This window comes from Streptomyces pseudogriseolus (assembly GCA_002154585.1).
GTDB lineage: Bacteria > Actinomycetota > Actinomycetes > Streptomycetales > Streptomycetaceae > Streptomyces > Streptomyces pseudogriseolus.
In genome coordinates, this window is the sequence record MUNG01000150.1 from 1 (window position 1) to 6509 (window position 6509).

Genomic DNA, 6509 nt, shown 5'->3' on the forward strand with positions numbered 1-6509 from the left:
CCACGGCCGGCCGTGGGGCTGGCGGAGGATGTGCGGCTCGCGTCGGGGGCGTTGCGGGACTCGGCGTCCCGCGGGGCCCGGCTGCGGGCGCTGCTCGCGCCGCGGTCGGCCGTGCGGGTGGTGTGGGCGGTGTCCGACCGCTGGGCGTCCCTGCGGGACCGGTTGGCCGCCCTGCGTCCGGACTGGCATCTGCCTACGCGCCAGCGCGGCTGAGGTCGCGTCGGCGGCCCCGGGCCGTCAGGGGCTGTTCGCGCAGTTTCCCGCGCCCCTCCAAGGGGCGCGGGAAACTGCGCGAACAGCCACACGCACCCGCGGATACGACTCAGGGGCGCCCACCCCGTAGGTGAACGCCCCTGAACCGAAAGATCACGTGGGCCTCAGTGGCCGCCGCCCTGCTCGTCCCGGCGCCGCTGCCACCGCTCCTCGATGCGGTCCATCATCGAGCGCCGCGCTCTGCCCTGGCGGCCCGCCCGCGGCGCGGCCCCCGCACCGGCGGCCTGCTCACCCGGCTTGGGCGCCTTGCGCCATCCGGTCACCGCGAGTACGGCGCACCCCAGCATCACGAGGAAGCCCACGACGCTGAGCCACACCTGCTGGGCGACCATACCGGCCATGAGGAGCGCAATACCTACGAGGAAGCCCGCGACCGCCTGGTAGACCCGTCGCCGGGTGTACGTACGCAGCCCGCTTCCCTCGAGCGCCGTCGCGAACTTGGGATCTTCGGCGTACAGCGCTCGCTCCATTTGCTCGAGCATGCGCTGCTCGTGCTCCGAGAGCGGCACGGAGTCCTCCTCATCGTGCAGTCGCCGGGGCGACCCGGGGGGTCCCTTCAGGATAGGCAGGGAATCGCCCCCGTGAAACCCGCCCCTCTGCGCCAATTGCCGACCGGAGTCCGCCATCACGCACCGGTCCGCTGAGGCTGTCATTCCCCGGCGGCCGACCCGTCATGCCGGGCGGTCTCCCTCGATCATACGGCTCCGAGCCGCCATTCGGGGGGCCTGTGGCACAGTCCATGCGCCCTGGGGCCGGCGCACGCGCCGCTGATCAGCGCCGTGTCACGGACGGCCGCTCACGCCCCGTCGGTCCCGCCCGTCTCACCGAGCACATGAAGCTGCGTGGCCACGGAGTGGAACGCGGCGAGCTCGGCCGCGGCGGCCTCCAGCTTCAGCAGGGCCTCCATCGCCCCGGGCTCGGTGTCGACGAGCACGCCGGGGACGAGGTCGGAGAAGACGCGGACGCCGTGCACCGCGACGGCCTCCAGGCCCGCGCCGCGCACCAGCGCGGTGAGCTGGTCGGCGGTGAAGCGGCGCGGCACGGGGTCGCCGTCGCCCCATCGGCCGTTCGGGTCGCCGAGGGCCTGCCGGGCCTCCGTGAAGTGCCCGGCGAGGGCGCGGGCGAGCACCGCGCCGCCCAGGCCCGCGGCGAGCAGGCTGAGGACCCCGCCGGGGCGCAGGGCGGCCACCGTGTTGCGCACGCCCTCCGCCGGGTCGTCGACGTACTCCAGGACGCCGTGGCAGAGGACGACGTCGTAGCCGCCGCGCTCGGCGACGTCGAACAGGCCGCGGGCGTCGCCCTGCACGCCCCGCACCCGGTCCGCGACGCCCTCCTCGGCGGCGCGGCGCTCGAGGGCGAACAGGGCGTTGGGGCTGGGGTCGACGACGGTCACCCGGTGTCCGAGCCGGGCCAGGGGCACCGCGAAGTTGCCGCTGCCGCCGCCGGTGTCGAGGACGTCCAGGGCCTGGCGTCCGGTGGCCTTGACCCTGCGTTCCAGGGCGTCCTGGAGGACGTCCCAGACAACGGCGGTACGGAGAGCGGCGCGGGGGCGCATCGGGTCCGACACGGTGGTGACTCCTCGGCGGGGCACCGCCTGGGGTGGGGCGGGGCGATCGGGTTTCAGGCGCTGTCCACCCTATGGCCTGCGCGGCGGCCCGCCGTCACCCGGTGGGCTCCCGGTCAGCCCGCGTCGGGCAGGCCGCCGCGCGGGCCGGGGTCGGGGCCCGCGTCCCGGTCGGGGCGGGGCTGGGGCAGCACCGGCTGGAGCACCAGCATCCGCTCCACCAGGCGCAGGAACATCGCCACGTCCCGGATCAGGTCGTCGGCGTCCCGCACGGTCGCCGCGCCCTGGATGCCCGCCTCGGCCCGGGCACGGCGCCGGGCGCCCGAGGCGAACAGGGCGCTCCACTCGGTGAGTTCGGGCGCGATCTCCGGGAGCACCTCCCACGCGCTTCGTATCTTGGCCCGCGCCCGGGGCGAGGTCTCGGGCCTGCCCCGGGCGGCGAGCACGGCGGCGGCGGTGCGCAGGGCGGCCAGGTGGGCCGTCGCGTAGCGCTCGTTGGGGGTGTCGAGGACGGCGGCCTCGTCGAGTCCGGCGCGGGCCTGGGCGAGCAGGTCGAGGGCGGCGGGCGGGGCCGCGGCGCGGCGCAGCACCGGGTGGATGTCGCTCGCCGGGCCGTTGTGCAGTGAGGGGGCAGGGCCGGATGCGCGGCGCCGACGGGCGGCGGCTGCGGACGAGTGGGCCATGACGAACCTCCTGTCGTCTTCGTGACGGCATGCCATGAGGCACGTGCCGTATGTGCACATCGTGCGGTATGGCACTGACAATCCGTTCTGACCTGCGACGTTGCCTCGTTCGCCCGTTCGAGCTAACTTTTGGACTGACCAGTCAGTTCAAAAGATGGCGCCGTGTTCCGGCGCCCGGTTCCAGGGGGATCCGTGGACGATCCGAGCGGACTCGCCGTCGTGGCCGACGGCCTCGGCCTGAAGGGGCCACGGGGGTGGGCCTTCCGCGACGTGTCGGCCGACGCCGCGCCCGGCGCGCTGATCGCGGTGACGGGGCCGTCCGGCACGGGCCGCACCTGTCTGCTGCTCGCGCTCACCGGGCGGATGAGGCCGACGGAGGGGCGGGCCGTCGTCGGCGGGCTGGAACTCCCCCGGCGCATGGCCGCCGTACGCCGCCGCAGCACCCTGGCGCACGTCGCCGGGGTGACCGATCTCGACCCGGCGCTCACCGTGGCCGAGCATCTGCGCGAGCAGGAGCTGCTGTCGCGGCGCTTCGGGGGCGCGCGGGGGGCGCTCCCGGGGCCGCGGCGGCTGATCCGTCCGCGCGCCGAGCGGCGGGAGGAGCGGCGCCGCCGCGTCGACGAGGCGCTGGCCGCCGCCGGGCTCGGCCTGGGCGCCCTGCCCAAGGGCGGGCGGACCGCGGTGCGGGACCTGGAGCGGGTGGAGGCGCTGCGGCTGTCGCTGGCGCTGGCGTTGCTGGGGCGGCCCCGGCTGCTCGGGATCGACGACGCCGACCTGAAGCTGTCGGCCGCCGAGCGCGAGGAGGTGTGGACGCTGCTGCGGTCCGTCTCCGGCACGGGGGTCACGGTGCTGGCCGTGTGCAGCGAGCCGCCGCCCGGCGCGGTGGTCGTCCGTACGGGCGCGGAACGGGCAGGCGGCCCGGAGACCGAAGGGGCCGCCCCCACCGGCGACGGGCCCGGCCGCTCCCCCGCCGGCCCGGACGGCGACGAGCCGCACGACTCCCCCGCCGGCCCCGGCCACACGCTCGGCCGCGACGAGAAGGCCGGCCCCGGCCGCACGGCCGACCCCGACCGCACGGCCGGCCCCCACGACGAGAAGGAGGCCGACGACGATGCGATCGCCGCGACTGGCCGCTCTTGAGCTGCGGCGCTTCGGGCGCGGCACCCTGCCGCGCGCGGCGCTCGTCGCCCTGCTGGTGCTGCCCCTGCTCTACGGCGCCCTGTACCTGTGGTCGTTCTGGGACCCGTACGGCCGGCTTGACCGGATCCCCGTCGCCCTCGTGAACGAGGACGAGGGCGCGACGGCGAACGGCAGGCGGATCACGGCCGGCGACGACATCACCGAGGGCCTGCGCGACAGCTCCGCCTTCGACTGGCGGGAGGTGAGCGAGGAGGAGGCGCGGCGCGGGGTCGAGGACGGCACGTACTACCTGTCGCTGACCGTGCCCGCCGACTTCAGCCGCCGTGTCGCCTCCAGTTCCGGCGACTCCCCCGAGACCGGCGCGCTCCGGGTGCGCACCAACGACGCGAACAACTACATCGTCGGGCAGATCTCCCGGACGGTCTTCGGCGAGGTGCGGCGGGCCGCGTCCACCAAGACCTCCCGGTCCTTCCTCGACCAGATCTTCGTCTCCTTCTCCGACATCCACGGCGAGACGGTGAAGGCGGCGCGGGGGGCCGACAAGCTGAACGGGGGCATCGGCGAGGCGGAGAAGGGCTCCAAGGACCTCGCGGCCGGGCTGAAGGAGGCCCGCGCGGGCAGCGGCAAGCTGGCCAAGGGGCTGAAGGACCTGCACAAGGGCGCGGGCACCCTGAAGGACGGCTCGTCCAAGGTCGCCGACGGCACGCGCCTGCTCGCCGGGAAGGTGAACGCGCTGAACGCCGAGGCGGGCCCGTTCCTGAAGAAGAACGAGAAGGCCATCGGCGCGACGGCCCGCTTCGTCGCCGACACGGCCGGGCAGCTGCGGGAGGACCTGGACGCCCTGGCGGAGAAGGCTCCCGCCGCCGCGAAGGAGGCCCACGAGGCGTCCGGCACGCTGGACACGCTGCACCGTGAGCGCTGCGAGGACGCCGACGAGCCCGACCCGGCCTGCCCGGAGCTGAAGAAGGCCGCGGAGGCCGTGGCGGACGCCTCCTCCGTCGCCGACGACGTCTCCGCGCTGGTCACCGGACACCGCGCGGACCTGAAGACGCTCGACGGACAGCTCGCCACCCTGGAGAAGCAGGCGCGTGCGCTCGCCGGCCGCGCCCCGCACCTCTCCGAGGACCTCGACGACGCCGTCAGCCGCGTCAACAAGCTCAACGCCGGCGCCGGCAAGGTCGCGGCCGGGGCGAAGAAGCTCGACAAGGGGCTCGCCACCGCCGAGACCGGCGCCCGCGACCTGGACAAGGGCGTCGGCAGGCTGAAGACGGGCGCGGACGACCTCAGCGGCGGCCTGTTCAAGCTGGCCGACGGGTCCGAGGAGCTGGCCGGCGGTCTGCACCGGGGCGCCGGGCAGATCCCCGACTACGACGAGGCCCAGCGCGACGAGCGCACCGAGGTGATGGCCGACCCGGTGCGCCTGGTCTCCCGCGACCTGCACAAGGCGCCGAACTACGGCACCGGTTTCGCCCCGTACTTCATCCCGCTGTCGCTGTGGGTGGGCGCGATGGTGGCGTACATGCTGATCGCGCCGATGAACCGGCGGGCGCTCGCGGCGGGCGCCTCCGCCTGGCGGATCGCGCTGGCCGGCTGGCTCCCGGTGGCGGCGATCGGGGTGGCGCAGACGGTGGCGCTGATGGCGGTGCTGCACTGGGGCCTGGGCCTGCGGATGGCGCGGACGGCCGGGACGGTGGGCTTCCTGTTCCTGGTGACGGCGTGCTTCGCGGCGCTCGTGCAGTGGCTGAACGCCCGCTTCGGCGCGGCCGGCCGGATCCTCGTGCTGGCGCTGCTGATGCTCCAGCTCACCTCGGCGGGCGGCACGTACCCCGTGCAGACCAGTCCGGACTTCTTCAACGCGCTGCACCCGTTCCTGCCGATGACCCATGTCGTGGAGGCGCTGCGGCGGCTGATCTCGGGCGGCGGGCTCGGGCCGGTGTGGACGGCCTGCGCGGTGCTGGCGGCCTTCACGGCCGGCGCGCTCGCGCTGACCGCGCTGTCGGCCCGCCGCCGGCAGGTGTGGACGCTCGACCGGCTGCACCCGGAGCTGAGCCTGTGAACCGGCCGGCCGGCGCTCCTGTGACAATCGGGGCCATGGAACGCAGCAGCACCACGCCGGGCGGCAGCGCCCGCCGCGAGGCCACCCGGCAGAAGCTCTACGAGGCGGCCGTCACGCTCATCGCCGAGCAGGGGTTCTCCGCCACCACGGTGGACGAGATCGCCGAGCGGGCGGGCGTCGCGAAGGGCACCGTCTACTACAACTTCGCGAGCAAGTCGGTCCTCTTCGAGGAGCTGCTGCGGCACGGGGTCGGCCTGCTGACCGCCTCGCTGCGGGAGGCGGCCGAGCGGACGGCCCTGGAGGGCGGGAGCAAGGTCGACGCCCTGGACGCGATGGTCCGGGCGGGGCTGGTGTTCATCGACCGCTACCCGGCCTTCACCCAGCTGTACGTGGCGGAGCTGTGGCGCACCAACCGGGCCTGGCAGTCCACGCTGATGGTCGTGCGGCAGCAGGCCGTGGCGGTCGTCGAGGACGTGCTGCGCGAGGGCGTGGCGGCCGGGGAGTTCAGCGAGGAGATCGACGTGCCGCTGACCGCGGCGGCGCTGGTGGGCATGGTGCTGGTGGCGGCGCTGGACTGGAAGTCGTTCCAGCCGGAGCGGTCCCTGGACGACGTGCACGCGGCGCTGTCGCGGCTGCTCCAGGGCCGGGTCAGCGGGCGGGGCTGACCCCTGGGCGGACGGCGAGGGCGCACACGCGAAGGCGCCGGTCCGGCGGTGGCCGCGTCCCCCGCGGGCCACCGGCCGGGCCGGCGCCTCCCTGTTCCCCCGTGATCCCCCGTTGTTCCCCCGTACGT

7 protein-coding genes are annotated in these 6509 nt (G+C 75.1%); 4 read left to right on the forward strand and 3 right to left on the reverse strand.

Going from position 1 to position 6509, the window contains the following annotated elements; translation table 11 throughout:
• On the forward strand, positions 1-213 hold a 213-nt coding region (locus tag CCN29_RS15210; RefSeq protein WP_143661337.1), incomplete at its 5' end, for a hypothetical protein.
• A 164-nt stretch (positions 214-377) separates the two neighbouring features.
• Here the strand turns inward: CCN29_RS15210 and CCN29_RS15215 are convergent.
• The 3 genes from CCN29_RS15215 to CCN29_RS15225 all read right to left on the reverse strand — a co-directional run bounded on the left by CCN29_RS15215 (position 378) and on the right by CCN29_RS15225 (position 2520).
• On the reverse strand, positions 378-782 hold the full coding sequence (locus tag CCN29_RS15215; RefSeq protein ID WP_006131276.1) for an SCO2097 family morphological protein: 405 nt from the start codon (positions 780-782) through the stop codon (positions 378-380).
• Positions 783-1069: 287 nt separating this feature from the next.
• Positions 1070-1840 (reverse strand): methyltransferase, encoded by a 771-nt coding sequence (locus CCN29_RS15220; RefSeq protein ID WP_006131275.1) that lies wholly within the window; start codon positions 1838-1840, stop codon positions 1070-1072.
• Positions 1841-1953: 113 nt separating this feature from the next.
• Complete coding sequence (locus tag CCN29_RS15225; protein WP_006131274.1) at positions 1954-2520, reverse strand: SAV_6107 family HEPN domain-containing protein; 567 nt, start codon at positions 2518-2520, stop codon at positions 1954-1956.
• Positions 2521-2712: 192 nt separating this feature from the next.
• Between CCN29_RS15225 and CCN29_RS15230 the strand changes: the two genes are divergently transcribed.
• From CCN29_RS15230 to CCN29_RS15240, 3 genes are read left to right on the forward strand one after another with little or no spacing between them, the layout of a single operon-like run.
• On the forward strand, positions 2713-3660 hold the full coding sequence (locus CCN29_RS15230) for an ATP-binding cassette domain-containing protein (protein WP_086682445.1): 948 nt from the start codon (positions 2713-2715) through the stop codon (positions 3658-3660).
• Positions 3632-5716, forward strand: coding sequence for a YhgE/Pip family protein (locus CCN29_RS15235; protein ID WP_086682448.1), 2085 nt, complete (start codon positions 3632-3634; stop codon positions 5714-5716). Before CCN29_RS15230 ends, CCN29_RS15235 begins: the two co-directional genes overlap by 29 nt.
• 35 nt (positions 5717-5751) lie before the next feature.
• Positions 5752-6381: a TetR/AcrR family transcriptional regulator gene (locus CCN29_RS15240; protein WP_006131271.1), complete on the forward strand. Its 630-nt coding sequence runs from the start codon at positions 5752-5754 to the stop codon at positions 6379-6381.
• Positions 6382-6509 lie beyond the last annotated feature (128 nt).